The sequence below is a fragment of the Pseudomonas sp. RGM 3321 genome, assembly GCF_022836805.1.
Classification (GTDB): Bacteria; Pseudomonadota; Gammaproteobacteria; order Pseudomonadales; family Pseudomonadaceae; genus Aquipseudomonas.
Genome location: NZ_JALHBH010000108.1, coordinates 105,081 through 130,124 on the forward strand (window position 1 = coordinate 105,081; position 25,044 = coordinate 130,124).

At 58.9% G+C, this 25,044-nt stretch carries 28 protein-coding genes; 26 read left to right on the forward strand and 2 right to left on the reverse strand.

Translation table 11 applies throughout. The features are described from left to right. Positions 1–25 precede the first annotated feature (25 nt). From RGM3321_RS13135 to murB, 6 genes are read left to right on the forward strand one after another with little or no spacing between them, the layout of a single operon-like run. Positions 26–742 carry a MotA/TolQ/ExbB proton channel family protein gene (locus tag RGM3321_RS13135; protein ID WP_010214839.1) on the forward strand — a complete coding sequence of 239 codons (717 nt, stop codon included), beginning with the start codon at positions 26–28 and terminating at the stop codon, positions 740–742. Then, positions 739–1,170: a biopolymer transporter ExbD gene (locus tag RGM3321_RS13140; RefSeq protein ID WP_002552677.1), complete on the forward strand. Its 432-nt coding sequence runs from the start codon at positions 739–741 to the stop codon at positions 1,168–1,170. Before RGM3321_RS13135 ends, RGM3321_RS13140 begins: the two co-directional genes overlap by 4 nt. Continuing rightward, positions 1,170–2,165, forward strand: coding sequence for a tetraacyldisaccharide 4'-kinase (gene lpxK / locus RGM3321_RS13145; protein ID WP_244393375.1), 996 nt, complete (start codon positions 1,170–1,172; stop codon positions 2,163–2,165). Before RGM3321_RS13140 ends, lpxK begins: the two co-directional genes overlap by 1 nt. A gap of 17 nt (positions 2,166–2,182) precedes the next feature. Continuing rightward, a complete protein-coding gene (locus RGM3321_RS13150) occupies positions 2,183–2,368 on the forward strand; it encodes a Trm112 family protein (RefSeq protein ID WP_002552679.1) in 186 nt (61 codons plus the stop codon). After that, positions 2,365–3,129 (forward strand): 3-deoxy-manno-octulosonate cytidylyltransferase, encoded by a 765-nt coding sequence (gene kdsB / locus RGM3321_RS13155; protein ID WP_244393376.1) that lies wholly within the window; start codon positions 2,365–2,367, stop codon positions 3,127–3,129. Before RGM3321_RS13150 ends, kdsB begins: the two co-directional genes overlap by 4 nt. Before the next feature lie 34 nt (positions 3,130–3,163). Next, a complete protein-coding gene (gene murB / locus RGM3321_RS13160; RefSeq protein WP_244393377.1) occupies positions 3,164–4,183 on the forward strand; it encodes a UDP-N-acetylmuramate dehydrogenase in 1,020 nt (339 codons plus the stop codon). A 90-nt stretch (positions 4,184–4,273) separates the two neighbouring features. Here murB and rne read toward each other — a convergent pair whose 3' ends face one another. Beyond that, the gene (gene rne / locus RGM3321_RS13165; protein ID WP_244393378.1) at positions 4,274–7,597 is read right to left on the reverse strand and encodes a ribonuclease E; all 3,324 of its coding nucleotides are present in this window, start codon (positions 7,595–7,597) and stop codon (positions 4,274–4,276) included. Positions 7,598–8,322: 725 nt separating this feature from the next. Between rne and rluC the strand changes: the two genes are divergently transcribed. The 3 genes from rluC to sppA are packed head-to-tail and all read left to right on the forward strand — an operon-like array spanning position 8,323 to position 10,954. Continuing rightward, positions 8,323–9,279, forward strand: coding sequence for a 23S rRNA pseudouridine(955/2504/2580) synthase RluC (gene rluC, locus RGM3321_RS13170; protein ID WP_002552683.1), 957 nt, complete (start codon positions 8,323–8,325; stop codon positions 9,277–9,279). Next, positions 9,269–9,931, forward strand: coding sequence for an HAD-IA family hydrolase (locus tag RGM3321_RS13175; RefSeq protein WP_244393379.1), 663 nt, complete (start codon positions 9,269–9,271; stop codon positions 9,929–9,931). The genes rluC and RGM3321_RS13175 overlap by 11 nt, the downstream gene beginning before the upstream one ends. A gap of 24 nt (positions 9,932–9,955) precedes the next feature. Next, the gene (gene sppA / locus RGM3321_RS13180) at positions 9,956–10,954 is read left to right on the forward strand and encodes a signal peptide peptidase SppA (RefSeq protein ID WP_002552685.1); all 999 of its coding nucleotides are present in this window, start codon (positions 9,956–9,958) and stop codon (positions 10,952–10,954) included. Positions 10,955–11,009: 55 nt separating this feature from the next. On the opposite strand, the gene RGM3321_RS13185 is transcribed toward sppA, so the two are convergent. Next, on the reverse strand, positions 11,010–11,588 hold the full coding sequence (locus tag RGM3321_RS13185; RefSeq protein WP_244393380.1) for a nucleoside triphosphate pyrophosphatase: 579 nt from the start codon (positions 11,586–11,588) through the stop codon (positions 11,010–11,012). A 106-nt stretch (positions 11,589–11,694) separates the two neighbouring features. On the opposite strand from RGM3321_RS13185, the gene RGM3321_RS13190 reads away from it, so the two are divergent. The 17 genes from RGM3321_RS13190 to RGM3321_RS13270 all read left to right on the forward strand — a co-directional run bounded on the left by RGM3321_RS13190 (position 11,695) and on the right by RGM3321_RS13270 (position 24,965). Further along, complete coding sequence (locus RGM3321_RS13190; protein WP_002552687.1) at positions 11,695–12,222, forward strand: YceD family protein; 528 nt, start codon at positions 11,695–11,697, stop codon at positions 12,220–12,222. 13 nt (positions 12,223–12,235) lie between these two features. Continuing rightward, positions 12,236–12,418: a 50S ribosomal protein L32 gene (gene rpmF, locus RGM3321_RS13195; protein WP_002552688.1), complete on the forward strand. Its 183-nt coding sequence runs from the start codon at positions 12,236–12,238 to the stop codon at positions 12,416–12,418. A gap of 4 nt (positions 12,419–12,422) precedes the next feature. Next, entirely contained in the window at positions 12,423–13,445 is a 1,023-nt protein-coding gene (gene plsX / locus RGM3321_RS13200) for a phosphate acyltransferase PlsX (protein WP_244393381.1), read from the forward strand. 116 nt (positions 13,446–13,561) lie between these two features. Next, the gene (gene fabD, locus RGM3321_RS13205) at positions 13,562–14,500 is read left to right on the forward strand and encodes an ACP S-malonyltransferase (RefSeq protein WP_244393382.1); all 939 of its coding nucleotides are present in this window, start codon (positions 13,562–13,564) and stop codon (positions 14,498–14,500) included. Positions 14,501–14,515: 15 nt separating this feature from the next. Next, positions 14,516–15,259 carry a 3-oxoacyl-ACP reductase FabG gene (gene fabG / locus RGM3321_RS13210; protein ID WP_244393383.1) on the forward strand — a complete coding sequence of 248 codons (744 nt, stop codon included), beginning with the start codon at positions 14,516–14,518 and terminating at the stop codon, positions 15,257–15,259. Positions 15,260–15,450: 191 nt separating this feature from the next. Then, the gene (gene acpP, locus RGM3321_RS13215; protein ID WP_244393384.1) at positions 15,451–15,687 is read left to right on the forward strand and encodes an acyl carrier protein; all 237 of its coding nucleotides are present in this window, start codon (positions 15,451–15,453) and stop codon (positions 15,685–15,687) included. A gap of 128 nt (positions 15,688–15,815) precedes the next feature. After that, positions 15,816–17,060: a beta-ketoacyl-ACP synthase II gene (gene fabF / locus RGM3321_RS13220; protein WP_002552693.1), complete on the forward strand. Its 1,245-nt coding sequence runs from the start codon at positions 15,816–15,818 to the stop codon at positions 17,058–17,060. Then, positions 17,060–17,875 (forward strand): aminodeoxychorismate lyase, encoded by an 816-nt coding sequence (gene pabC / locus RGM3321_RS13225; RefSeq protein WP_244393385.1) that lies wholly within the window; start codon positions 17,060–17,062, stop codon positions 17,873–17,875. Before fabF ends, pabC begins: the two co-directional genes overlap by 1 nt. A gap of 3 nt (positions 17,876–17,878) precedes the next feature. Further along, positions 17,879–19,003, forward strand: a complete 1,125-nt coding sequence (gene mltG, locus RGM3321_RS13230) for an endolytic transglycosylase MltG (protein WP_244393386.1) — start codon at positions 17,879–17,881, stop codon at positions 19,001–19,003. Between the two features lie 22 nt (positions 19,004–19,025). Next, on the forward strand, positions 19,026–19,658 hold the full coding sequence (gene tmk / locus RGM3321_RS13235; RefSeq protein ID WP_244393387.1) for a dTMP kinase: 633 nt from the start codon (positions 19,026–19,028) through the stop codon (positions 19,656–19,658). Continuing rightward, a complete protein-coding gene (locus tag RGM3321_RS13240; RefSeq protein ID WP_244393388.1) occupies positions 19,651–20,637 on the forward strand; it encodes a DNA polymerase III subunit delta' in 987 nt (328 codons plus the stop codon). Before tmk ends, RGM3321_RS13240 begins: the two co-directional genes overlap by 8 nt. A gap of 34 nt (positions 20,638–20,671) precedes the next feature. Continuing rightward, on the forward strand, positions 20,672–21,028 hold the full coding sequence (locus RGM3321_RS13245; protein ID WP_002552698.1) for a PilZ domain-containing protein: 357 nt from the start codon (positions 20,672–20,674) through the stop codon (positions 21,026–21,028). Positions 21,029–21,042: 14 nt separating this feature from the next. Next, positions 21,043–21,828: a TatD family hydrolase gene (locus RGM3321_RS13250; RefSeq protein WP_002552699.1), complete on the forward strand. Its 786-nt coding sequence runs from the start codon at positions 21,043–21,045 to the stop codon at positions 21,826–21,828. Positions 21,829–22,186: 358 nt separating this feature from the next. Next, positions 22,187–22,840: a LysE family transporter gene (locus RGM3321_RS13255; protein WP_004664328.1), complete on the forward strand. Its 654-nt coding sequence runs from the start codon at positions 22,187–22,189 to the stop codon at positions 22,838–22,840. Between the two features lie 155 nt (positions 22,841–22,995). Further along, on the forward strand, positions 22,996–23,658 hold the full coding sequence (locus RGM3321_RS13260; RefSeq protein WP_004657874.1) for a TetR/AcrR family transcriptional regulator: 663 nt from the start codon (positions 22,996–22,998) through the stop codon (positions 23,656–23,658). A 123-nt stretch (positions 23,659–23,781) separates the two neighbouring features. Beyond that, a complete protein-coding gene (locus RGM3321_RS13265) occupies positions 23,782–24,384 on the forward strand; it encodes a DUF4823 domain-containing protein (protein ID WP_002552702.1) in 603 nt (200 codons plus the stop codon). 20 nt (positions 24,385–24,404) lie between these two features. Next, positions 24,405–24,965 (forward strand): DUF1285 domain-containing protein, encoded by a 561-nt coding sequence (locus RGM3321_RS13270; protein ID WP_244393389.1) that lies wholly within the window; start codon positions 24,405–24,407, stop codon positions 24,963–24,965. Positions 24,966–25,044 lie beyond the last annotated feature (79 nt).

Consider the following 25,044-nt stretch of genomic DNA (forward strand, 5'->3'; position numbering starts at 1 on the left):
TCGGCGTTCGGCACTTGGCGACCCTATGATAGAGTGGCGCCAATTTTTCGAGGGAGTGATCACTGTGTGGGAACTGGTCAAATCTGGCGGCTGGATGATGCTGCCGATTATTCTGAGCTCCATCGCCGCTGCTGGCATTATCATCGAGCGTCTGTGGACGCTGCGTGCCAGCCGCATCACGCCGCCGCATCTGCTCGGACAGGTCTGGCAGTGGATTCAGGAAAAGAAGCTCGACGGCGAAAAGCTCAAGCAACTGCGCGCCGACTCGCCTCTGGGTGAAATTCTCGCCGCAGGTCTGGCCAATTCCAGGCACGGTCGCGAGATCATGAAGGAATGCATCGAAGAAGCCGCCGCCCGGGTTATCCATGAACTGGAACGCTACCTGAGCGCGCTGGGTTCGATTGCCGCCATGGCACCGTTGCTTGGCTTGCTGGGTACGGTGCTGGGCATGATCGATATCTTCGGCTCGTTCAACAGTTCGGGGGCCACGGCCAACGCCGGTGTACTCGCCGGTGGTATTTCCAAGGCGCTGATCTGTACCGCGTCGGGTCTTATCGTGGCTATTCCGGCAATCTTTTTTCATCGTTTTCTGCAAAGTCGCGTCGATGAACTGGTGGTCGGCATGGAGCAGCAGGCCATTCGTCTGGTTGAAGTGGTGCAGGGTGACCGTGATGTCGATCTGATTGACGCCAAAATCGATCTCAAGTCGCTGGCCAGAGCGGGCGGGGGCAAGAAGAAGTGAAATTTCGCCGTCGCAGACCCCGGGAAAACATCGACATCAATCTGGTCTCTCTGATTGATGTGGTGTTCATCCTGCTGCTGTTTTTCATCGTGACGACCACTTTCACCCGTGAAACCCAACTGCGGGTGGATCTGCCACAGGCGGTCACCGGTACGCCGGAGGTGGACGCCAGCGCGAAGCATCTGGACATCGCCATCAACGCCGACGGGATCTTCTCGCTGAACAACCAACTGTTGCCCAAGAACGACCTGGCAACCCTGATCGAAGCGCTGCAACGCGAGTCGGCGGGCGATACCAGCCTGCCGTTGTCGATCAGTGCCGACGGCAAGACCCCGCACCAATCGGTGATTACGGCCATGGATGCGGCGGGCAAACTGGGTTTCAGCCATTTGCGCATGACCACTGTCGAGGCCACACCGGCTAACTGATGGCATTTACCGACCGTTTGCTTGATGCCTGGTACAAGGGCCACCCGGCGCTTGCGCTTTTGCGTCCGCTTGAAAGCCTTTATCGGCGCGTCGTAGAGGGCAAGCGCGCGCGTTTTCTGGCGGGTGAGGGCAGCATCTACCGGGCTCCAGTGCCGGTTATTGTGGTGGGTAATATCACCATCGGCGGCACTGGCAAGACGCCACTGATTCTATGGATGATCGAGCACTGCCGTCGTCGTGGCCTGCGCGTCGGAGTTGTCAGTCGCGGGTACGGCGCCAAACCTCCCAGCCTGCCTTGGCGCGTCAAGGCCGACCAGAGTGCCAGTGAGGCGGGCGACGAGCCTTTGCTCATCGTCAAACGCAGTGGCGTGCCGCTGATGATCGATCCGGATCGCAGTCGCGCCGTGCAGGCCCTGCTCGCTGCCGAGCCGCTGGATCTGATTCTTTCCGACGATGGCCTGCAACATTATCGTCTGGCCCGCGATCTGGAACTGGTGCTGATCGATGCCGCCCGTGGGCTGGGCAACCGTCGGTGTCTGCCTGCCGGGCCATTGCGCGAGCCGGTTGAGCGGCTAGGCAGTGTCGACGCCTTGCTTTACAACGGCGCGGCGGCTGATCGCGACGATGGCTACGCATTTATGCTCAAACCTTCAGCCCTGATCAATCTGCGCAGTGACGAACGCCAGCCGGTGGATTATTTCCCGGCCGGGCAGGCGCTGCATGCGGTCGCCGGAATCGGCAATCCTCAACGTTTCTTCAATACCCTCGAAGGATTACACTGGCGGCCAGTGGCTCACGCGTTCGCCGACCATGCGGTCTACAGTGCCCAGGCGCTGACATTCACACCTTCATTACCCTTGGTCATGACCGAGAAGGATGCGGTGAAATGTCGTGCCTTTGCAGCCGATGACTGGTGGTATCTGGCAGTGGATGCAGTACCGTCCGATGCTTTTGTCGACTGGTTCGATGAGCAACTGCTACGTCTCTCTCCATGATTGCTTCAGGATCTCCTATGGACACCAAACTACTCGATATCCTCGCTTGCCCTGTCTGCAAGGGACCATTGAAGCTCAGCGCCGACAAGACCGAGCTGATCAGCAAAGGGGCAGGCCTTGCCTACCCGGTTCGCGACGGTATCCCGGTGATGCTCGAAAGCGAAGCGCGCACCTTGAGCACCGATGAGCGGCTGGAAAAATGACAGCAGCGTTCACCGTTGTCATTCCTGCGCGTTATGGCTCCAGCCGCTTTCCCGGCAAGCCACTGAAAACCATTGCCGGCAAGGCCATGGTCCAGCTTGTCTGGGAGCAGGCGTGCAAAAGCAGCGCCGAGCGTGTGGTAATTGCTACCGACGATGCGCGCATTGTCGAGGCCTGTCAGGCTTTTGGTGCCGAAGTGCTGCTGACCCGCGAGGATCACAATTCCGGCACTGATCGTCTGGCCGAGGTGGCTGCGCAACTGGGGCTGGCTGCTGATGCGATTGTGGTTAATGTGCAAGGCGACGAGCCGATGATCCCGCCTGCGGTGATCGATCAGGTGGCGTCCAATCTGGCGGCTCATCCCGAAGCCAGAATGTCTACGCTGGCCGAGCCTATCGATGACGTAGCGGCATTGTTCAACCCCAACATCGTCAAGGTCGCAACAGACATCAATGGCCTGGCGCTGACGTTCAGCCGTGCCCCCTTGCCGTGGGCACGTGACGCATTGGCCGTAAACAGGGACGAGTTGCCTGCTGGCGTGCCTTATCGTCGTCATATCGGTATCTACGCCTATCGTGCGGGCTTCCTTCATGACTTCGTCAGCTGGGGCCCGTGCTGGCTGGAAAACACCGAAAGCCTGGAGCAACTGCGTGCGTTGTGGAATGGCGTGCGAATTCACGTTGCCGACGCGCTTGAAGCGCCACCCGGTGGTGTCGATACACCTGAAGACCTTGAGCGCGTAAGGCGCTTGTTGGAGGGTTGATGCGGTTTATCCAGTGGCTCGGGAAGGCAGGGTCATGACCTTGCAGGTGCAGTCCGCGATTTCCCTCAAACCTTTCAACACCTTTGGCGTGGATGTTCAGGCCCGCTTGTTTGCCGAAGCGCACAGCGATGACGATGTTCGCGAGGCGCTGGCGTATTCGGTCGAGCACGATGTGCCGCTGCTGGTCATTGGCGGTGGCAGTAACCTGCTGCTCAGCGGTGACGTGCAGTCATTGGTGCTGCGCATGGCCAGTCGCGGCATTCGCATTGTGCGCGAAGATTGCCTTGAAGCAGTTGTCGAGGCCGAGGCGGGCGAACCCTGGCACCCATTTGTGCAGTCCTGTCTGGAGCTGGGGCTGGCCGGGCTGGAGAATCTGAGTCTGATTCCCGGTACTGTCGGCGCAGCACCGATGCAGAACATTGGTGCATATGGCGTTGAGATCAAGGATGTATTCCATAGCCTGACTGCGCTGGATCGTGAAACAGGCGAATTACGCGAGTTCTCTTTGCAGGACTGTAAGTTTGGCTATCGCGACAGCGTCTTCAAGCACCAGGTGGCACGCTGGTTGATCCTGCGGGTACGCTTCAAGCTCAGTCGCGTAGCCAATCTGCAGCTTGAATATGGTCCGGTTCGTCAGCGTCTCGACGAGTTGGGAATCGATAAACCGACGCCTTTCGATGTCAGTCGGGCAATCTGCGCCATTCGCAGTGAAAAACTGCCTGATCCAGCGGTGCTGGGCAATGCCGGCAGTTTCTTCAAAAACCCGATTATCCCTGTCGAACTGTACGCAACGATCAAACAACAGCACCCGGGCGTCGTCGGCTACTCGCAGGACGATGGTCGGGTGAAGCTGGCGGCTGGATGGCTGATCGAGCAAGCGGGCTGGAAGGGTTATCGCGATGGTGATGCTGGTGTGCACAAGCTCCAGTCGCTGGTGCTGGTCAACTATGGGCAGGCCAGTGGCTTGCAGTTACTGAGTCTGGCGCGCCGCATCCAGAGCGACATCGTCGAGCGTTTTGGCGTTGAGCTGGAGATGGAGCCTAATCTCTATTGAGATCGTAGCGTGAGCAAAGAGCGATCCTGAATCGCAGATGTGAAAAAGCCCCGCCTGTTTGCACAGGCGGGGCTTTTTCATGGGCCGGAGTTAAACGAGTGGTTTAGGCTCGTTTTCTTTATCGGCGTCATGTTGCGGTTTGACTGCTGGCTGCTCCGTCGCCGCTTCTTCAGTCTTTTCCTCGATAGCCTGAGAAGGCTGGACCGATTCTGCTTCAGCGGCAACAGGTGCTGCTTCGGCGATGACGACTGGAGTGCTGGCAGCAGCGGCTTCCTGCTGACGGCGTGCTTCTTCTTCACGCTTGCGACGACGAACTTCACGAGGATCATTCGGTGCACGGCCGGTGCTGCTGACCGGTGCTGCCGGTGTTTCCACGATCGCAGGGGCAGGCGCTGCTTCCTCGATGGCCTGAGGCGCGACGTAAGGAGCAGGCTCCTCCTTCACGACGACAGGCTCGGCAGCAGCAGGCGTTGGCAGTTCGGACGATTCAGTGGCTGGCACTTCTTCATGAGCCGCTGCTTCGACCGGCGCTTGTGGCGCTGGCGCTGGCTCTGGCGTTGGTGTGAACGGGACGACGCGCTCGGCATGCGGCGCTTCGAACAGCTCGGTCTGCGCGGCAATGGCAGGTGCTTCGACCGCAGCAGGCTGAACCTCTACTTCCGGAGCCGGTTTGGCGACTGGCGCATTATCCGCAACCGGCGCTTCAATGGCAGGCGCTTCAACGACCGGTTCTGCTGCTACCGGAGTTTCTGGAGTGGATGCTTCAATTACCGGTGCGTCAGCTTCCGGTGCCTTGGCAGCAGTTGCTTCGGCAACAGGCGCTTGCTGCGCGGGCTCTAGGGCTGGAGCGTCTACAGCAGTGCTGTTGGCCCGCTCGGCCTGCTGGTGTGCATCGGCTTCTGCTGTAGCGCTGATCACGCCGCCAGCCGCAGCTGCTGCGGTGAATCCCAGGCCAGCCGACAGATCGGTGGCGCTGCTGCCTTCTTCAGTATTTTCTGCCGAGCCGTTTTCTTCGGAACCGTTTTCTTCAGAGCCTTCGATCACGTTGCCATTGGCATCACGTTGACGCTCACGACGGTTGCTGCGACGACGCTGACCGCGGGAGCGGCGGCGAGGGCGGTCGCCTTCGCTACCGTCGTTGCCGTCCTGGTTCTCATCGTTCACCTGCTCTTCGTTAAGCAGCACTTCCTCTTCTTCGCTCACGGCGGCCGCGGCCTGTTCGGCGCGTGGTTGACGTTCTTCGCGAGGTGCGCGCGGCTGGCGTTCTTCGCGTGGTGCGCGTTCAGGACGCTCTTCACGAGCAAGGTTTACGGCAGGGGCTGCATCCAGAGGCTCGCGCAGTTCGCGGACCGGACGATCTTCGCGTGCTTCACGTGGCTTGCGCTCGCGGGAAGTACGGGCTGGACGCTCTTCACGTGGTGCCGAATCTTCGCGGGCTTCGCGCGGTTCACGAACGGTACGCTCTTCACGAGGTGCGCGTTCTTCACGAGGCGCACGTTCCTCACGTGGGGCGCGCTCTTCGCGCGGCGCGCGTTCGGCACGTTCCTCGCGGGGGGCGCGTTCTTCACGAGGCTTGCGCTCTTCGTCACGACGGTTGTTGCGGCCACGGCTCTGTTGGCGACCGTTGCGGCGTTCCTCGTTACGGGCCGGACGCTGTTCGGCAGCAGGTTTTTCAACCACAACCGGAGCGGCAGGCTCTTCCTTGGTCGCAAACAGGCTGACCAGGGATTTCACCAGGCCCTTGAACAGGCTCGGCTCGTGAGCGACCGGTGCAGGCGTTGGGGCAGGCGCAACGGCTTCTACCGGAACCGGCGCATTGGCACGGGCAGGTGCAGTCTTGACGGCTGCTTCCTGGCGAACCAGGGTGCGGGTTGCGGCAGCCAGCGGGGCGATTTCTTCCACTTCGGCTGCAGCCGCGGCGATTTCGTAGCTGGTCTGGCTGTTGTGTGCTTCCGGGCTGTCATCACGCAGACGCTGAACTTCGAAGTGCGGGGTTTCCAGCTGGTCGTTCGGCAGGATGATGATGCGCGCACGGGTGCGCAACTCGATCTTGGTGATCGAATTGCGTTTCTCGTTGAGCAGGAACGCAGCGACCGGGATCGGCACCTGAGCGCGCACTTCTGCAGTGCGGTCTTTCAGGGCTTCTTCTTCGATCAGGCGCAGAATGGCCAGAGAAAGCGATTCGACGTCACGGATGATACCGGTGCCGTTGCAGCGAGGGCAGACGATGCCGCTGCTTTCGCCCAGCGATGGGCGCAGACGCTGGCGGGACATTTCCAGCAGACCGAAGCGTGAAATGCGACCGACCTGAACGCGGGCGCGGTCGGCTTCCAGGCTTTCGCGGACTTTTTCTTCCACGGCGCGCTGGTTCTTGGCCGGTGTCATGTCGATGAAGTCGATGACGATCAGGCCGCCGATATCACGCAGACGCAATTGACGGGCGATTTCCTCAGCCGCTTCAAGGTTGGTCTGCAGGGCGGTTTCTTCGATGTCGCTGCCTTTGGTGGCACGTGCCGAGTTGATGTCGATGGACACCAGGGCTTCGGTCGGATCGATGACGATGGAGCCGCCCGAAGGCAGTTCGACCACGCGCTGGAACGCGGTTTCGATCTGGCTTTCGATCTGGAAGCGGTTGAACAGTGGAACGCTGTCTTCGTACAGTTTGATCTTGCTGGCGTACTGCGGCATCACCTGACGGATGAAAGTCAGGGCTTCTTCCTGGGCTTCGACGCTGTCGATCAGGACTTCACCGATGTCCTGACGCAGGTAGTCACGAATGGCGCGGATGATGACGTTGCTTTCCTGATAGATCAGGAAAGGGGCCGAACGGTCCAGGGACGCTTCCTTGATGGCGGTCCACAGTTGCAGCAGGTAATCGAGGTCCCACTGCATTTCTTCGCTGCTGCGGCCCAGGCCGGCAGTACGAACGATCAGGCCCATGTCGGCTGGAGCGATCAGGCCGTTGAGGGCTTCACGCAGCTCGTTGCGCTCTTCGCCTTCGATACGGCGCGAGATGCCACCGGCGCGAGGGTTGTTCGGCATCAGGACCAGATAGCGGCCTGCAAGGCTGATGAAGGTGGTCAGGGCTGCGCCCTTGTTGCCACGTTCTTCTTTCTCGACCTGAACGATGACTTCCTGGCCTTCGCTCAGGACGTCCTTGATGTTGACGCGGCCTTCAGGGGCTTTCTTGAAGTACTCGCGGGAGATTTCCTTGAGGGGCAGAAAGCCGTGGCGCTCAGAGCCGAAATCGACAAAGGCAGCCTCAAGGCTGGGTTCGATGCGAGTGATTCGGCCTTTATAGATGTTGGCCTTCTTCTGCTCGCGTGCACCTGACTCGATGTCCAGGTCGTAGAGGCGCTGGCCGTCTACCAGTGCAACACGCAACTCTTCGGGTTGAGTTGCGTTAATCAGCATTCTTTTCATGTAGTACCGTCGGTTTCCGGGCTGCCGGAAACGGCGTTCGGCACACACGACTTCTCACGGTCGGTGTCAGGGCGCGTCAGGAGTGGTTGGACACTCCAGTGTCTAGCGAGGTCCTCGCCCAGAGGGGGCGGAGGGTCGCGACGACGTTTCCTGCTTGCTGTGGTGGCGTAAGACACCCTTTCAGCAAAAGCTTTGTCAGGAGGAGGAATCGACCATCGGTAGCGGACGAGATGAAGCGTCTAGAACAAGCCTTGTGCTACACAGTCCGATGGTTGTGCGTCTCCACCCTACACGTATCCCTGATAATTCGGGTGCTGCCGCGCGCAGAATCCGCAGCGGGTTGGCATTTACCGCGATCTTCGATAGGGAAGGTCGCGCATCATGGCTTGAGGCGTTGTTCCCGAAGCATTCGCTCGTAGCGTCTGAAAGCGACTGCACTTTGTGAACTGGCCATGAACTGTCCGCACCGTCAGCGAGCTGTCTGCTCTGCTGTCAGGCGTGTTTCCGGCCTCATGTCACCTGCGCTCGTTACGTTTTCAGCGTGCTCCGTTGTCACCGAACACTGCGTAGGACGGCCTCCCGTCCTTGTGAATTGCGTTGGTCAGGGCCGGTTGTCAACCGTTGGTCCGCTGTCCGGCCGCTTTTGGCGGCGTTCGCGACTATAGCAGCAATCATTAAGTGCTTCAAATCCATAAAAAATTGTTATCATTTGCGGCATGACGAATATTGCCCCTCCAACCCCCGGCGTCCAGCTGGTTGAGGTTGCCCCGGAACTTGCCGGTCAACGCATCGATAATTTTCTGATTACTTATCTCAAGGGTGTGCCCAAAACCTTGATTTACCGCATTTTGCGCAAAGGCGAAGTGCGTGTGAACAAGGGGCGGATCAAGCCGGAGTATAAGTTGCAGGCAGGCGATATCGTGCGCATTCCTCCTGTACGCGTGCCTGAGCGCGACGAGCCGGTGCCGGTTGCGCAGGCTCTGCTGCAGCGCCTCGAGGCTGCGATTGTCTACGAAGACAAGGCGCTGATCGTGCTCAACAAACCTGCGGGTATCGCTGTGCATGGCGGCAGCGGCCTGAGTTTCGGGGTAATCGAAGCATTCCGTCAGTTGCGTCCGGATGCCAAGGAGCTTGAACTTGTGCACCGTCTGGACCGCGATACGTCGGGCCTGCTGATGATTGCCAAGAAACGCAGCATGCTGCGCCACCTGCACGAGGCCTTGCGCGGTGACGGTGTCGACAAGCGCTACATGGCGCTGGTCCGCGGTAACTGGGCAACGGCTCAAAAGCAAGTGCGTGCGCCACTGATGAAAAGCAATCTGCGTTCCGGCGAGCGCATGGTCGAGGTCAATGAAGAGGGCAAGGAGGCCCTGACGATTTTCAAGGTGCTGCGTCGTTTCGGTGACTTTGCCACCATGGTCGAAGCCAAGCCGGTGACCGGGCGCACGCACCAGATCCGCGTGCACACGCTGCATGCAGGGCACGCCATTGCAGGCGATACCAAATACGGTGACGAGAATTTCAGTCGCGAGATTCGCGATCTGGGCGGCAAGCGTCTGTTCCTGCACGCCTACATGCTGACGGTGCCGATGCCCGATGGCAGCAAACTGAATGTGCAGGCGCCTGTGGATGAAATGTGGGCCAAGACAGTGGAGCGTTTGAGTGCGCCGTAATTACGATCTGTTGATTTTTGACTGGGACGGCACGCTGGCCGACTCTGTGGGGCGAATTGTTCTGGCCATGCGTACCGCGGCTATCGAGACTGATCTGGAGGTTCGTGACGATCCGGTGATCAAGGGCATTATCGGTCTGGGTCTGCCGGAGGCGATTCGAACCCTTTATCCGCAGATCAGTGACAATCAGGTGATCCACTTTCGGCAGCGCTACGCTGACAGCTATATGGCGATGGATAGCGTGCCTTCGCCGCTGTTCGAGGGTGTGCTGGAGTCGATGCAGGCGTTTCGCGAGGATGGCTATCGTCTGGCGGTCGCTACCGGCAAGGCGCGCCGTGGGCTGGATCGGGTGCTGCGGGCCAAAGGCTGGGGGGATTACTTCGATGCTACCCGGGCTGCCGACGAAACCGCCAGCAAGCCGGACCCGCGGATGTTGAACGAGATCATGGCGCATTGTGATGTTGCGCCGCAGCGTTCGTTGATGATCGGCGATGCGTCATTCGATCTGCTGATGGCTCGCAACGCAGGTATGGATTCGGTTGCGGTGGGTTATGGCGCTCAGTCGCTGGAGTCGTTGCGCCAGTTTCAGCCACGGTTGGCTATTGAGCATTTTTCCGAGCTGCGCACCTGGTTGAATGGGCGCGGCGTCTAGTTTTAGGGTTGGAGTGATTGGAGCATGTCTGACGAATGGAAGGCACCCGTCTCGCAAAGTGCGGACGAGGGCGTCAACGGCAAGGAAGAAGCAAAAAGCTGGAAACTTCTTGAAAAGACGCTGCTGGCCAGTGTTCAGGAGCAGCGTCGCGCGCGCCGCTGGGGAATCTTCTTCAAGCTTCTGACATTCGCGTTTCTGTTTGTTGCAGTGGTCGTTCCGATGCTGGATTTCGAAGGTGGTACATCGCGCCGCTCCAGCCACACAGCGTTGATTGATGTGCAGGGTGTGATTGCCGACAAGGAGTCGGCCAGTGCCGAGAATATCGTCACGGCGCTGCAAAAGGCGTTCGAGGATGAGAAGACCAAGGGCGTGATTCTGCGTATCAACAGCCCGGGCGGTAGTCCTGTTCAGTCGGGCTATGTCTATGACGAAATCCGTCGTCTGCGTGCTGCAAAGCCGGACATCAAGGTTTATGCGGTCATCACCGATCTGGGTGCTTCGGGCGCTTATTACATTGCCAGTGCAGCTGACCAGATCTATGCCGATAAGGCCAGTCTGGTGGGGTCGATAGGTGTGACGGCGGCCGGGTTCGGGTTTGTCGGTGCCATGGACAAGCTCGGCGTTGATCGTCGTACCTACACATCGGGCGAGCACAAGGCATTTCTTGACCCGTTCCAGCCGCAGAAGGCCGATGAGACGCAGTTCTGGCAGGGTGTGCTGGACACAACGCATCGTCAGTTCATTGCCAGCGTCAAGCAGGGGCGTGGCGACCGTCTGAAGGACAAGGATCATCCCGAGCTGTTTTCGGGGCTGATCTGGACCGGTGAGCAGGCCGTTGCGCTCGGTCTGGTGGACGGTCTGGGCAGCGCCAGTTATGTCGCGCGGGATGTGATCAAGGAAAAGGATATCGTTGAATACACCGTCGAAGAGTCGCCTTTTGATCGCTTTTCGAAAAAGCTGGGCACCAGTATCGCCGAGCGCATTGCCATGCTGGTCGGCTTCAACGGTCCAAGCCTGCGCTGACGGCTTGATGCAGAAACAAAGAACCCGGCCAATGGCCGGGTTCTTTGTCTGAGCGTCAGGGTACGCTGACCCCTTCCTTTATTAGCATGTCCACAAGGCGTATCAGTGGCAGGCCGATCAGGCTGGTCGCGTCGCTGCCTTCTGTGCTGCGAAACAGGCTGACCCCCAACCCTTCAGCCTTGAAGCTGCCGGCGCAGTCATAAGGTTGCTCTGCATGCAGATAGCGTTCGATGCTGGTTTGATCGAGTTCGCGCATGTGCACGGTAAAGGGCACGCAATCGACCTGGTACTTGCCTGTCGAGCTATTAAGCAGGGCCAGTCCGGTCAGGAAGGTCACGCTGGTGCCACTGGCAGCCGTCAGTTGCTCAAGTGCACGCTCGAAGGTGTGGGGCTTGCCGAGTATCTGTCCGTTGAGGACGGCGACCTGATCGGAGCCAATGATCAGGTGGGCCGGATATTCGCCCGCCAGCGCCTCGGCTTTCTCTAAGGCAAGGCGCCGAACAAGGTCGTGTGCGGTCTCATCCGGTCGGTGACTTTCATCAATGTCCGGGGACTTGCAGGTGAATGGCAGGCGCAGACGAGTGAGCATTTCGCGCCGGTATGAAGAGCTGGAGGCAAGGAGCAGGGATGGCATGCGGATCTCCGTAGGCTGAGCGTCGATTCTAAAGAGTGGCCGGAGTGACGAACAGGCCTGAATTTCCTTTGACATGCCAAGGGGTCATCCCTAGAATGCTGCGCCTATGTTGAATGACCCGATTCCATCTCACGTTGATCCGCGCAAATTGTCTGATCGCGGCACTACCCTTCAGGGTGAAGTGCTGCTGGGCGATTTGAAGAGACTCTGCGACCCGCTTGCCGACACTGTCGGTACGGTGCAGGCGAAATTCGTTTTTGAGCGTGACGAACGCCGCTCTGTGGTTATCCACAGTTCGATAGACGTCCCGGTCAAGATGGTTTGCCAGCGTTGTCTTGAGCTGGTGACCCTGCCGATCCACAGCGAATGCAGTTACGCCGTGGTGAAGGAGGGTGCGAATACCCAGTCGTTACCGAAAGGTTATGACGTGCTGGAACTGGGCGAAGATCCTTTGGATCTGCTGGCATTGATTGAGGAGGAGCTATTGCTCGCCTTGCCCATTGTGCCTGCTCATCATCCTGAAGAATGCCAGCAACCGGCGGGTCTCGATGAGCCCGAACCGAGCGTGGACGAGGTAACGCGGTCCAACCCGTTCAGTGTATTGGCGCAGTTAAAGCGTGACCCAAACGTTTAGGAGTTAATCAATTATGGCTGTTCAGCAGAACAAAAAATCCCGCTCTGCCCGTGACATGCGTCGTTCGCACGACGCTCTTGAGGCAAGCACTCTGTCGGTAGAAAAGACCACTGGTGAAATTCACCTGCGTCACCACGTATCGCCAGAAGGCGTATACCGTGGTCGTAAAGTGATCGACAAGGGCGCTGACGAGTAATTTCTTGTCCGCTCCGATCATCGCGATCGACGCAATGGGCGGGGACTTCGGTCCTCGCAACATTGTTCAGGCAAGCCTCGCGTGCCTGACAGCTACGCCCTCGCTTCATCTGGTCCTCGTCGGCCAAGCCTCCCTGATTGAAGAACTCATTGCCCATCATGGTGCCGTGGATCGCTCGCGCCTGCGTGTCGTAAACGCCAATGAAGCCATAGCGATGGACGAGCGTCCGTCCCAGGCTCTGCGTGGCAAGCCTGACTCGTCCATGCGCGTTGCTCTTGAGCTTGTTGCAAGCGGACAGGCCCAGGCATGTGTCAGCGCTGGTAATACCGGTGCGCTGATGGCGCTTTCGCGGTTTGTGCTCAAGACGCTGCCCGGTATCGACCGTCCCGCGATGATCGCAGCCATTCCCACTCGGTCTGGCCATTGCCAGTTGCTCGACCTGGGTGCGAATGTCGATTGCAGCGCCGAAGCGCTTTATCAGTTTGCGGTAATGGGTTCTGTTCTTGCCGAGACCCTGGGCGTCATAAAGCCCAGGGTCGCCTTGCTTAACGTGGGCACGGAAGACATAAAGGGCAATCAGCAGGTCAAGCTTGCCGCCGGCCTTTTGCAGGCAGCCCTGGGGCTCAACTACATTGGCTACATCGAAGGCGACGGCTTGTACCGGGGTGAGGCTGACGTCGTGGTGTGTGATGGCTTTGTCGGCAATGTACTGCTCAAGTCGAGCGAGGGGCTGGCGACCATGATTGCCGCCAGAATCGATACACTGTTCAACCGCAACCTGCTGAGCAGGGCGGTCGGAGCGCTGGCGTTGCCGTTGCTCAGGCGACTGCAGACTGATCTGGCACCTGCCCGTCATAATGGCGCGAGCCTGCTGGGGTTGCAGGGGGTTGTGGTGAAAAGCCACGGTTCTGCCAGTGTTTCAGGGTTCCAGAGTGCGATTCAGCGAGCGATCGTCGAATCCCGTGAAAACCTGCCACAGCGCTTGAAGGGGCGGCTTGAATTGCTGCTTCAGAACGGCCAAACCTGAAAATGTGACGCATCAGACTGGTCAGTCATCCAACCGATCAGTCATGTAAATTTGAATACCCGCGTTCGGCCTGTCCGGACGCCCATTTTGGCGACAATAATTCAGAGGCTTGTCAAATGTCTGCATCCCTCGCATTCGTCTTTCCGGGTCAAGGATCGCAATCTCTCGGCATGCTCGCCGAGCAAGGCGCGCAACATCCGCTGATTCTCGACACTTTCGAGCAGGCTTCCGAAGCCCTTGGCTATGACCTGTGGGCGTTGACCCAGAACGGTCCTGCCGAGTTGCTCAATCAGACCGACAAGACCCAGCCTGCCATTCTGACCGCTTCCATAGCCTTGTGGCATGTGTGGCTGGCCGAGGGCGGCGCCGTTCCTGCGTTCGTCGCAGGTCACAGTCTGGGTGAATACAGTGCGCTGGTAGCTGCGCAAAGCCTGAGCCTGGCTGATGCGGTGAAGCTCGTTGAGCGTCGCGGCCAGTTGATGCAGGAAGCGGTGCCGGCCGGTCAAGGCGGCATGGCCGCAATTCTGGGTCTTGATGATACCGACGTTATCGCTGCCTGTGCCGAAGCAGCGCAGGGCGAAGTTGTCAGTGCGGTTAATTTCAACTCGCCGGGCCAGGTGGTGATCGCCGGTTCCGCCGAGGCCGTCAAGCGCGCCATGGAACTGTGCAAGGCGCGGGGTGCCAAGCGTGCATTGCCGTTGCCGGTCAGCGTGCCGTCGCACTGCGAACTGATGCGCCCGGCCGCCGAGCGTTTCGCCGAGGCTGTTGAAGCCATTGAATGGCAAGCACCTGAAATCGCATTGGTACAGAACGTCAGTGCCAGCGCGGTCAGTGATCTGGCGACGCTCAAGCGTGACTTGCTGGAACAACTGTACAAGCCGGTTCGCTGGGTTGAATCCATTCAATGCCTGGCGAGCCGTGGTGCGACCCAGCTCGTGGAATGCGGTCCGGGCAAAGTCCTGGCCGGTCTGAACAAGCGTTGCGCCGAAGGCGTGATTACTTACAACCTTGATACCCCGGACGCCTTTGCCGCCGCGCGCGCGGCACTGGCCTGATTAGGAGAAGCCTGTATGAGCCTTCAAGGTAAAGTTGCACTGGTAACCGGTGCGAGTCGCGGTATTGGTCAAGCCATCGCCCTGGAATTGGGGCGCAATGGTGCTGTCGTTGTGGGCACCGCGACCTCTGAGTCCGGCGCCGAGCGCATCAGTGCGACGTTCAAGGAAAGCGGCGTCGAAGGCTTTGGCCTGATGCTCGATGTCTGCGATGCCGAGTCTGTGAATTCGGTCCTGTCGACCATTCAGGAGCGCGTCGGCGCACCGTTGATTCTGGTCAATAATGCCGGTATCACCCGTGATAATCTGATGATGCGCATGAAAGATGACGAATGGTATGACGTCGTCAACACCAATCTGAATAGCCTTTTCCGCCTTTCCAAGGGTGTTTTGCGCGGCATGACCAAAGCGCGTTGGGGCCGTATTATCAGCATTGGTTCGGTTGTGGGTGCCATGGGCAACGCCGGTCAAGTAAACTATGCTTCCGCGAAGGCCGGGCTGGAAGGTTTCAGCAGGGCTCTGGCCCGTGAAGTGGGCTCGCGGGCAGTAACCGTGAACTCGGTTGCGCCTGGTTTCATCGACACCGATATGACGCGTGAGCTGCCTGAGGCTCAGCGTGAGTCACTGATTACCCAGATACCCCTGGGCCGTCTGGGGCAGGCCGAAGAGATTGCGCATGTAGTCGCTTTTCTTGCCTCCGAAGGCGCAGGGTACGTTACCGGGGCCACAATCCCTGTTAACGGCGGCATGTACATGAGCTAATGTGACCATCTGTTTCAAAAAAATGTCATACGAGCTGTCTAAAATCCGTTATAAAGCTGCAATCTATGCATGGGCAAAGGTACGGTTGGGCATAAGGGGAGAGCGTTAAGCTTGAAATTCGCAAAACCTCTTCTATACACTTACCCACTGGCCAGATGCCTGAACATTTCCACTAGGAGTTAAAACTAGGTATGAGCACCATCGAAGAGCGCGTCAAGAAAATCGTTGCAGAGCAACTTGGCGTCAAACAAGAAGACGTTGTCAACACTGCTTCTTTCGTTGAAGACCTGGGCGCTGACTCCCTGGACACCGTCGAGCTGGTAATGGCTCTGGAAGAGGAATTCGAGACCGAAATCCCTGACGAAGAAGCGGAAAAGATCACGACCGTTCAAGCAGCAATCGACTACGTCAACAGCCATCAGGCTTAAGATTTGTAATCGCTGACTGCTGTCACGGGAAAACCGCACTGCTTTAACCGGCGTGCGGTTTTTTCTTTAGAAAACGCTGCGATTGTTCGTAAATGATTGTTCCGTAAACAAGAGAGAAGGAGAGTCCTGTGTCGCGTAGACGCGTCGTGGTCACCGGGATGGGCATGCTTTCGCCACTGGGCAATGACGTGCCCAGCAGTTGGCAGGGCATTCTGGCGGGCCGCAGTGGCATTGGCCTTATCGAGCACACGGACTTGTCGGCCTTCACCACCCGTTTCGGCGGTTCGGTCAAGGGTTTCAACGTCGAAGAATACCTGGCGCCCAAAGAAGCGCGTCGGCTCGATCTCTTCATTCAGTATGGCCTCGCGGCCAGCTTTCAGGCGGTGCGTAATGCAGGCCTCGAAGTCACTGATGCAAACCGTGAACGCATCGGTGTCGCGATGGGTTCGGGTATCGGTGGTCTGACCAATATCGAAAACAGCAGTCGTCTGCTGCACGAGCAAGGCCCAGGACGGATTTCACCGTTTTTCGTGCCGGGCTCGATCATCAACATGATTTCCGGTTTCCTGTCTATCCATCTGGGTGCACAGGGGCCTAACTATTCCATCGCGACGGCTTGCACCACGGCAACCCACTGCATCGGCATGGCGGCTCGTAACATCGCCTATGACGAAGCTGACGTGATGATTGCCGGTGGTGCTGAAATGGCTGCCTGTGGCCTGGGGCTGGGTGGATTCGGTGCTGCGCGTGCGCTGTCCACACGCAACGACGACCCGACCCGTGCCAGCCGTCCCTGGGACAAAGGCCGTGATGGTTTCGTCCTGTCCGACGGTGCCGGTGCGATGGTCCTTGAAGAGCTTGAACACGCTAAAGCACGCGGCGCGACCATCTACGCTGAACTGGTCGGGTTCGGCATGAGCGGCGATGCCTATCACATGACCTCACCGCCCGATGACGGTGCCGGTGCCGCACGCTGCATTGTCAATGCTCTGCGTGACGCGAAGGTCAATGCCGATCAGGTGCAGTACATCAACGCACACGGTACGTCGACGCCTGCGGGCGATTTGGCCGAGGCCTCTGCGATCAAGTCAGTGTTTGGTGATCACGCCTACAAGCTGGCTGTCAGTTCGACCAAGTCGATGACCGGCCACCTGCTGGGCGCCGCCGGTGCTGTCGAGGCGATCTTCAGCGTGCTGGCAATGGTTGATCAGGTGGCTCCGCCGACCATCAACCTGGATGAGCCAAGCGAAGGCTGCGATCTGGACTTCGTGCCTCACGAAGCGCGCCGCATGCCGATCGACGTTGTTCTGTCGAACTCCTTCGGTTTCGGTGGCACCAATGGCTCGCTGGTATTCCGTCGGTTCGCCGAGTAATGCCTGGCTGGGTCGATGGCTGCCCCGCAGACGCCTTGCCCCTCAAGGATCGCGGGCTGGCCTACGGCGATGGGTTGTTTGAAACCATCGCCGTCAGGGCCGGGCAGCCATTGCTGCTGGAGCGTCACCTGCAGCGTCTTGAAAGCGGGTGCCAGCGCCTGTCGATTGCAGTCGATCATGCACTGGTTCGCGCAGAAATGACCCGCTTCGCCGCTAAGCTCTGCGACGGCGTCATGAAACTGATACTCACCCGTGGCGATAGCCAGCGCGGCTATGCGCCGGCCCCCGATACCCAACCCCGCCGAATCCTGCAAGGCAGTCCTGCACCGGCCTACCCCGCTGCACATGCCGAGCAGGGCGTGCGCTTGTTTGCCTGCCAGACTCGTCTGGCAGAACAACCACTGCTGGCCGGACTCAAGCATCTGAATCGCCTGGAACAGGTGCTGGCCCGCTCGGAATGGAGCGATAGCGAGCATGCCGAAGGCTTGATGCGCGATACCTCCGGGCGATTGATCGAGGGTGTCTACAGCAATCTGTTTCTGGTCAGTCAGGGACGCCTGCTGACTGCCGATCTGAGCCGCTGCGGGGTTGCTGGAGTGATGCGTGCCGAGTTGCTGGATCAGGCACGAAACCTGGGGCTGGTTGTCGATATCCGTGATTTGCACCTGTCCGACCTTGAATCGGCGGACGAAGTGTTTCTATGCAATAGCGTCTACGGCGTCTGGCCGGTTCGCGGCTTTACAGTCTTGAGCTGGCCGGTCGGGCCGCTCACCCGTAAACTGCAAGGTATTGCTCGCACCCTTCTGGATATCTGATTTGTGATCCGAAAAATATTGGTGTTGCTGGAAACAGCTGTCGTTCTGGCAGGCCTTCTGCTCGGCTTTGCGTTCTGGCAGCAATATCAGGCGCTGAACCAGCCGCTCGAAGTGGCTCAGGAGCAACTGCTGGATGTTCCGGCCGGTTCAACGCCGACCGGCGTACTTAATCGACTGCAGGCCGATGGCGTGATCAAGGACGCCTTCTGGTTGCGTCTTTACTGGCGTTTCAACCTCTCCGGACAGGCTCTGCACAGCGGCGAATACCGCATGGTGCCGGGCATGAACGTCAAGGGGCTGTTCGACGTCTGGAAGCGCAGGGAGGTCGTGCAATACAGCCTGACCCTGGTCGAGGGCTGGAATTTCCGTCAGGTGCGGGCTGCGCTGGCCAAACAGGCCAAGCTCGATCAGACGCTGGCTGGCTTGTCCGACGGCGAGCTGATGGCAAAAATCGGCCATCCCGATGTATTCCCTGAAGGCCGTTTCTTTCCTGACACCTATCGCTATGTGCGCGGCATGACCGATGCTGAATTGCTCAGGCAGGCTTACAGTCGTCTGGAAGAAGTGCTTGATGAGGAATGGAACGCCAGGTCTTCGGAGGCTCCCTATTCCAACCCTTATCAGGCCCTGGTCATGGCGTCGATGGTCGAGAAGGAAACCGGCGTACCTCAGGAGCGCGGCCAGATTGCAGGTGTGTTCGTGCGTCGCTTGAAACTGGGCATGCAGTTGCAGACCGATCCGACCGTGATCTATGGCATGGGCGAGCGCTACAACGGCAAGTTGACCCGGGCCAATCTCAAGGAGCCCACGCCGTACAATACCTACGTGATAGCCGGTATGCCGCCGACACCGATTTCGCTGGTGGGGCGCGAGGCGATTCATGCCGCGCTCAACCCGGTAGCGGGCAGCAGCCTGTATTTCGTGGCCAAAGGGGACGGCAGCCATGTGTTCTCGGACGATCTGGATGCCCACAACGCAGCGGTGCGTGACTATCAGCTCAAGCGCCGCGCAGATTATCGCTCCAGCCCGGCACCTGCTGCGCCAGCACCATCAACCGATTCTCCCGCTTCAGAGCCCGAGCCCGCGACTGCACCGGACGCCCCGCAGCCCGAGCCGAATGCGCAATGATGGAAACAATTAAGGATTACCTGTGACTGGCTTGTTTATCACCCTTGAAGGCCCGGAAGGTGCTGGCAAAAGTACCAATCGCGAGTACCTGGCGGCGCAGCTTCGCGCGCAGGGCGTTCAGGTATTGCTGACCCGCGAGCCGGGCGGCACTCCGTTGGCCGAGCGCATTCGCGAACTGCTGCTGGCCCCCAGTGATGAAACCATGAGCGCCGACACCGAACTGCTGCTGGTCTTTGCCGCGCGCGCACAACACCTGGCTGAGGTCATTCGCCCGGCTCTGGCGCGTGGCGAGGTGGTGCTTTGTGATCGCTTTACCGATGCAACCTACGCGTATCAAGGTGGAGGCCGCGGCCTGTCTCACCAGCGTATTGCCGTGCTGGAAGAATTTGTTCAAGGCGATCTGCGGCCTGATCTGACGCTGGTGTTTGACCTGTCGGTGGAAATCGGTCTGTCACGCGCCGCGGCACGTGGCCGACTGGATCGCTTCGAGCAGGAAGGCCGCGCGTTCTTCGACGCGGTGCGCTCGACTTATCTGCAGCGGGCGAAGGCTGATCCTGCGCGGTATCGTCTGGTGGACGCGGCCCAGCCGCTGGCCGACGTTCAGGCTTCCCTTGATACATTGCTGCCGCAGTTGCTGGAGCTGCGACGTGGCTGAAGCCTACCCCTGGCAGGCTTCACTCTGGCAGCAGATGGCCGGTCGTGCTCAGCACTCTCATGCCTATCTGTTGCACGGTCCGGTCGGTATCGGCAAGCGGGCACTGGCCGAGCGCCTGATGGCCAGCCTGCTGTGCAAGGCTCCCGAAGGGCTTGAGGCCTGCGGGCATTGCAAATCCTGCCTGCTGCTGGCGGCTGGCAGTCATCCGGACAACTATGTGCTGGAGCCGGAAGAAGCAGACAAGCCGATCAAGGTTGATCAGGTTCGTGATCTGGTCAGCTTTGTGGTGCAGACCGCACAGATGGGCGGTCGCAAGGTGGTGCTTGTCGAGCCGGTGGAAGCGATGAACATCAATGCTGCCAATGCCTTGTTGAAAAGTCTGGAGGAGCCTTCGGGCAATACCGTTCTGTTGCTGGTCAGCCATCAGCCGAGCCGCTTGCTGCCAACGGTCAAGAGTCGCTGTGTGCAGCAAGCCTGCCCATTGCCCAGTGAACAGATGAGCCTGGACTGGCTGGGCAATGCCCTGCCTGATTGCACGCAGGAAGAACGGTTCGAATTGCTGACGCTGGCAGCCGGATCGCCGCTGGCTGCCGTGGCACTCCACACGCAAGGCGTTCGCGAACAACGCGCGCTGGTGGTGGATGGCGTCAAGAAGCTACTCAAGCAGCAGCAATCGGCTACCCAACTGGCCGAAGGCTGGAAGGACATCCCGTTGTTATTGTTGTTCGACTGGTTCTGCGACTGGTCGCACCTGATCCTGCGCTATCAGATGACGCAGGACGAGGAAGGCCTTGGCCTGGGCGACATGCGCAAGGTCGTTCAGTACCTGGCGCAGAAGTCTTCTCGCGCAAAAGTGCTGGAGATCCAGGAATGGATTCTGGCACAGAGGCAAAAAGTCATGTCCAAGGCCAATCTAAACCGGGTCTTGCTGCTTGAAGCATTGCTGGTGCAGTGGGCAGGCCTGCCGGGACAGGCGTAGACTCTGCGTTATCCGGAACCGTTGAGGTGTTGTCATGAGTCTGCCGCTGAACACAGGTCCACGTAATGGCATTCTGTCCCTGACCATCAAGGACAAATCCGTGCTTTATGCTGCCTACATGCCATTCATCAGAAACGGCGGGCTGTTCATCCCCACCAGCAAAAGCTACAAGCTGGGTGATGAAGTGTTCATGCTGCTCAATCTGATGGACGAACCGGAGAAGGTTCCGGTAGCTGGCCGCGTCGCCTGGATTACGCCAAAAGGTGCGCAAGGCAATCGGACTGCCGGTGTCGGCGTGCAATTCAATGACGGCGACAATACCGCGCGCAACCTGATCGAAACTCATCTGGTCGGAGCTCTGAAGTCCGATCGTCCAACCCATACGATGTAGTTGTGTTTTAACTCATGCTTGTAGATTCCCATTGTCACCTTGATCGCCTTGACCTTGCCCAGCACGACGGCTCGCTGGATGCAGCCCTTGAAGCCGCCCGGGGCAGGGGAGTCGGGCATTTTCTCTGCATCGGCGTCAGCGCCGACAACGCTGGCGCGGTCAAGGCGCTCGCCGAGCGCTACGCCGATGTCGACTGCTCGGTAGGCATTCATCCGCTGGACGTGAAGCCTGGTGAGATGCCGCCTCTGGACTGGTTGCTCAAGGAGCTGGATCATCCGCGAGTGGTCGCGATAGGTGAAACCGGTCTGGACTATCACTACGAACCCGAAGCTGCCGAGTTGCAGCAGGCTTCTTTTCGGTTGCATCTGGAGGCAGCCAGTGTCACTGGCAAGCCGGTGATCATCCATACCCGTGGCGCGCGCGCCGATACATTGAGCCTTCTGCGTGATGCGGCGCTGCCTCAGGCGGGCGTTCTGCATTGCTTCACCGAAGACTGGGAGATGGCCAGGGCGGCGCTGGATATGGGGTACTATATCTCGCTGTCCGGCATCGTGACCTTTCGCAACGCCGACGCCCTGCGGGATGTCGCAAGGCAAGTCCCCGCTGATCGGCTGCTGGTCGAGACCGACTCCCCATACCTTGCGCCTATCCCTTATCGGGGCAAACCGAATCTGCCGCAGTACGTACGTGAAGTTGCCGAGTTTCTGGCAATGCTGCGGGGCGAGTCCTACGAGCATTTCGCCGAGCAGACCACCGCTAACTTCGCTCGCCTGTTCCCGCTGGCGCATGTTCAACGCTGAGTGGCGTGCACGTCGACCGGCGGCAAATCGCGGGCAAAAAAAACCCGGATTCTGGGGGGGTGAAGCCGGGTTAAGACCATTAGGAGTAAAACAAAGGCACGCTATTCCTTAGGCACCTTTACTGGCGAGTCATTTGGGGAATGATGACCCGTCAGCGGCTTAAGTATTGCCCAGCATGGCGTACCGTCCAGTGCCTTTTGATCGTTTTTTAAACAGTTTTGGAATACTAAAGCGATTCTTGAGTCCTTGATGAGCACTTTTTGCCGGACGGGATACAAGGCCATCGTATCAAATTAGCCCGTGTAAGCCAGCAGATCAGGCATGCCGAGGTTTTTCAGTGCCTGGTCGGAGTGTTCGAGTGGAGTTTTCCAACGGTTTTCTACTGAGTCTGTCGTTATGCCTGGATATTGGCCTGGCAAACATAGCCATGATCACGCTGTCCATGCAGCGCGGCTTTTCCAAGGGCCTATGGCTTGGGTTGGGAACCTGTGTCGGCGATCTGGCCTATGCGGTCCTGGCCATGCTCGGCATGGCGGTGCTGCTGCAATATGAAGCCGTACGCTACGTGCTCTGGCTCGGCGGTACGGCGGTGTTGGCCTGGTTCTGCTTCAGGATGGTCATGAGTGCCACCGCAGTCAGCGCCGGCCTCGATAATCAGGATGTTCAATCGGAAAAATCCAGCCTGGCGTTGTTCCTGCGCGGAATTTTTCTGGCGATGTCATCACCCAGCGCCATTCTCTGGTTTGCTGCAGTCGGCGGTGCGCTGATTGCTCGACAGGGTTCTGATCTTGCCAGTGCCTCGACCTTTCTTGCCGGGTTCGTTGCGGCGGGCGTGGTCTGGTCGATCTCGCTGTGTGCGCTGGCACATCAGGGTGGGCGTTTCATGGGGGAGCGTATGTTGCGCTGGTCCTACATTGCCTCGGCGCTGATCTTTGCCTATTTCACGTTGTATGTAGTGATCACGGGTTACCTGGAGTTTGTCGCTGCATCCCCGGTACTGCCTGCGTCGTAGCATACCGTCGTGTGTCAGGTTTGCGAAGCGGACGCCAAAATGCGAATTTTTCGCCGGTTTCGTTCATAAAGGTCGACAAGTAAGGATGATCCGTGCAATTTAGCGCCGATTGGGCATAATACCCGGCTTCGATTTCGATCCTGACAGACCTCTCTATGCAGAAAGAACCTCGTAAGGTCCGTGAATTTCGCCGCCGTGAGCAGGAAATTCTCGACACCGCGCTAAAGCTGTTCCTGGAGCAGGGCGAAGACAGCGTCACTGTCGAGATGATCGCGGACGCCGTCGGCATTGGTAAAGGCACCATCTACAAGCACTTCAAGTCCAAGGCAGAAATCTATCTGCGCCTGATGCTCGACTATGAGCGGGACCTGAACGAGCTGCTGCACTCCGCTGATGTCGACAAGGACAAGGAGGCGCTCTCACGTGCCTACTTCGAATTCCGTATGCGTGATCCGCAGCGCTATCGCCTGTTCGACCGCCTGGAGGAAAAAGTGGTCAAGGGCAATCAGGTGCCCGAGCTGGTCGAAGAGCTCCACAAGATCCGCGCCTCCAACTTCGAACACCTGACGCTGCTGATCAAAGGCCGCATCACCGAAGGCAAGCTCGAAGATGTCCCGCCTTACTACCACTACTGTGCCGCCTGGGCGCTGGTGCATGGCGCCGTTGCGCTGTACCACTCGCCGTTCTGGAGCAATGTGCTGGAAGATCAGGAAGGCTTCTTCCACTTCCTCATGGACATCGGCGTGCGTATGGGCAACAAGCGCAAGCGCGATGCCGACGTCATCGCCGAGCCCAAACCTGACCCTGCTACGGAATAACGCCCCGGCCCGGTCTTGAGCATCTGCTTCAAGGCTTTGGTGCCTGCTGTGCCAGAGATGGCGCGGAAGCTGCATCCGACGACCATTCGCCGGTTTTCCGTCACCGGTATTTGGGAGGGGATGATGCGTAGCCTGGTTATGCTGCTCGCGCTTTTGGCGTTGAGTGGCTGCATGAAAGTCAGTGACATGGGCGAGGGGGTTCGCGAGCAATTCAGCGATGCGGGTCTGCTCGATCACAGCGACACTCGCCGTACTGCCAACTGGCGTGTGCAGCCCGACTCGTTCATTTACATCGCGCAAGGTGCCTTCGTGCCGCCAGGCAATGCCTATCCGCGGCCCAACGTGGTGGCTGAAGAGGCCTTCAAGGGGTTCATTGAGTACTTCCCGATGGTCCGCCGTGCCCGTGGGCCAATGGGCCTGGATGAGGCCATGATCGAGGCGCGCAGTGCGGGCGCACATTATTTGCTCTACACCCGTTTCGCCAAGGCCGATGATCGCATCGGCACCGGCGATCAGTGGGCCGATCAGGAAGCTGTGGACCGTCTGGGTGTCGACAGCGGTGTCATTCAACTGATGCTGATCGAAACCAGCACCCGTTATCTCATCGACAGCGCGCGTATTCGCAGCCGTGGCGGATTGCTGACGCTGTACGACAAAAGCCCCGAAGATTTGCTGGGTCCGCCTCTTGAGGACTACGCTCGTACCTTATTGGGCGTCGAACGTTAGGCCAGCGTCAGGAGAGTGGAGTGACCGATTCAAACAAGGCGGGTGATCTGTTTGCGCAGATCCCCAAAACCAAGGGGTTGCCGCCTGTTCATTTGTGGAATCCGGATTTCTGTGGCGATATCGACATGCGTATCGCCCGAGACGGGACATGGTATTACCTGGGCACGCCGATCGGCCGCAAACCGATGGTCAGGTTGTTCTCGACCATCATGCGTCGCGACGGAGATGACTATTTTCTGATCACACCTGTCGAGAAAGTCGGCATCAAGGTCGATGACGCGCCTTTTGTCGCCGTCACCCTTGAGGTGCTGGGAGAGGGCGAGGGTCAGGTGCTGCGCTTCCTGACCAATGTCGAGGATCAGACTGAGGCGGGGCCGGAGCACCCTTTGCGGGTTGTGACAGACCCTGGTACCGAGGAGCCAGCGCCGTATATCCATGTGCGGAGCAATCTTGAGGCGCTGATTCACCGCAATGTGTTCTATCAACTGGTCGAGCTGGCGGTCTCTCGCGAGATCGACGGACAGCGCTGGTTGGGTGTCTGGAGTCACGGCGTGTTTTTCCCGGTGGGTCTCGAACCTTGAAAAGCACGGCTATTTGCCGGCTTGAATTGCCTGTCGCCAGTGCGACAGTTAAAGTGCCGCTCCCTGATTTTCCTGAGGT

Coding starts and splice junctions, on each gene's coding strand:
- RGM3321_RS13245 (WP_002552698.1), top strand. CDS start 20,672: ATGAGTCTGCCGCTGAACACAGGTCCACGTAATGGCATTCTGTCCCTG.
- kdsB (WP_244393376.1), top strand. CDS start 2,365: ATGACAGCAGCGTTCACCGTTGTCATTCCTGCGCGTTATGGCTCCAGC.
- rne (WP_244393378.1), bottom strand. CDS start 7,597: ATGCTGATTAACGCAACTCAACCCGAAGAGTTGCGTGTTGCACTGGTA.
- murB (WP_244393377.1), top strand. CDS start 3,164: ATGACCTTGCAGGTGCAGTCCGCGATTTCCCTCAAACCTTTCAACACC.
- rpmF (WP_002552688.1), top strand. CDS start 12,236: ATGGCTGTTCAGCAGAACAAAAAATCCCGCTCTGCCCGTGACATGCGT.
- RGM3321_RS13260 (WP_004657874.1), top strand. CDS start 22,996: ATGCAGAAAGAACCTCGTAAGGTCCGTGAATTTCGCCGCCGTGAGCAG.
- RGM3321_RS13265 (WP_002552702.1), top strand. CDS start 23,782: ATGCGTAGCCTGGTTATGCTGCTCGCGCTTTTGGCGTTGAGTGGCTGC.
- RGM3321_RS13135 (WP_010214839.1), top strand. CDS start 26: ATGATAGAGTGGCGCCAATTTTTCGAGGGAGTGATCACTGTGTGGGAA.
- fabD (WP_244393382.1), top strand. CDS start 13,562: ATGTCTGCATCCCTCGCATTCGTCTTTCCGGGTCAAGGATCGCAATCT.
- sppA (WP_002552685.1), top strand. CDS start 9,956: ATGTCTGACGAATGGAAGGCACCCGTCTCGCAAAGTGCGGACGAGGGC.
- lpxK (WP_244393375.1), top strand. CDS start 1,170: ATGGCATTTACCGACCGTTTGCTTGATGCCTGGTACAAGGGCCACCCG.
- rluC (WP_002552683.1), top strand. CDS start 8,323: ATGACGAATATTGCCCCTCCAACCCCCGGCGTCCAGCTGGTTGAGGTT.
- fabG (WP_244393383.1), top strand. CDS start 14,516: ATGAGCCTTCAAGGTAAAGTTGCACTGGTAACCGGTGCGAGTCGCGGT.
- acpP (WP_244393384.1), top strand. CDS start 15,451: ATGAGCACCATCGAAGAGCGCGTCAAGAAAATCGTTGCAGAGCAACTT.
- RGM3321_RS13150 (WP_002552679.1), top strand. CDS start 2,183: ATGGACACCAAACTACTCGATATCCTCGCTTGCCCTGTCTGCAAGGGA.
- RGM3321_RS13190 (WP_002552687.1), top strand. CDS start 11,695: ATGTTGAATGACCCGATTCCATCTCACGTTGATCCGCGCAAATTGTCT.
- RGM3321_RS13250 (WP_002552699.1), top strand. CDS start 21,043: ATGCTTGTAGATTCCCATTGTCACCTTGATCGCCTTGACCTTGCCCAG.
- pabC (WP_244393385.1), top strand. CDS start 17,060: ATGCCTGGCTGGGTCGATGGCTGCCCCGCAGACGCCTTGCCCCTCAAG.
- RGM3321_RS13185 (WP_244393380.1), bottom strand. CDS start 11,588: ATGCCATCCCTGCTCCTTGCCTCCAGCTCTTCATACCGGCGCGAAATG.